Consider the following 1,011-nt stretch of genomic DNA (forward strand, 5'->3'; position numbering starts at 1 on the left):
CGCCCCCCAGTGTCGGCCGCAGGCCGGCCAAGCCCGCCTTGAAGCCCGGCATGCGCTCGGCCAACAACGGCGAACGGTGCGTGCTGCTGGTGCCGGTGTTGCCCACCACGCCGAGCGCCGACGATACCGGCTTGGCCGCCAGCAGGTAAGCAAAATCGGCGCCCTTGGCCGTGCTGGCCGTCAGGCTGAAGCTGACGACCAGGCTGTTGGCGCCGGCCTGGAAAGTGCCCAGCGCCAGCGGATGGTCTGTGAAATAGCTCTGCGCCGCGGCAAAGCTGGTGAAGCTGCTGCTGGCCAGGGTCGTCGTGCCGCTGACGACGGTGAAGCTCATCGAGCTGAAACCGCCGTTGTAGCCGGTCAGGCCCAGCAGGCCCAGCGTCAGGTTGCTGTTGCTGGACAGCGAAAAGCTGTAGCTGGCGCTCGCACCGTAGGTCTTGCTGCCGACCGCCGCCGCGCCGTAGTTGGCCCCCATCACGCCCAGGCCCAGCACGCTGCTGCCACTGCCCAGCGCCGCGGCCACGTTGGGCCGGGTCGCGAGCACGCTGTTCAGCGTGGCGGCACTGGGCCGGCCATTGCTGCTGGCAAAGGCCTGCAAGCCGTTGCTGCCACCAGCGAGGTTGGGGAGCGTGAAGCTCTGGGCCGTGTTGTAGGTGCCGGCTGCCGTGCTGCGCGCGCCGCCGCTGGTCGCTGCAGTGGCCGTGTTGGTGACGCTCGCGCCGCCCATGGCGGCCATGCTGATGGCCGTGGCGCTGCCATTTCGGCCGTTGGCATTCGCCTCTGACGACAGGTCCGCCGCGCCCAGCCCTTGCGTGGTCGCAGTGGCATTGGCGCCGTCGCCAGTGGCCTTGGCCACGGCTTGCGCCAGGCCGCCATCGGCTGTGGCGATGGCCGTGACCTCAGCCTTGGCGTTGCCCGCCAGGCCGCCAAAGCTGCTGCCGCCGGTGGCTTCGGCGCTCAGCACCGTGTGGGCCAGCGAACTGCCGGTCAGCGTGGCCGTGGCCTTGCCGCCAC

General features: G+C 70.3%; 1 protein-coding gene. It reads right to left on the reverse strand.

The window, feature by feature from the left end:
• The coding region (locus tag FKP22_RS33320; protein WP_170201214.1) for a hypothetical protein at positions 1–1,011 on the reverse strand (1,011 nt) is incomplete at both ends.

Origin of the sequence: Ideonella azotifigens, assembly GCF_006519715.1 — a bacterium.
Classification (GTDB): domain Bacteria; phylum Pseudomonadota; class Gammaproteobacteria; order Burkholderiales; family Burkholderiaceae_C; genus Ideonella; species Ideonella azotifigens.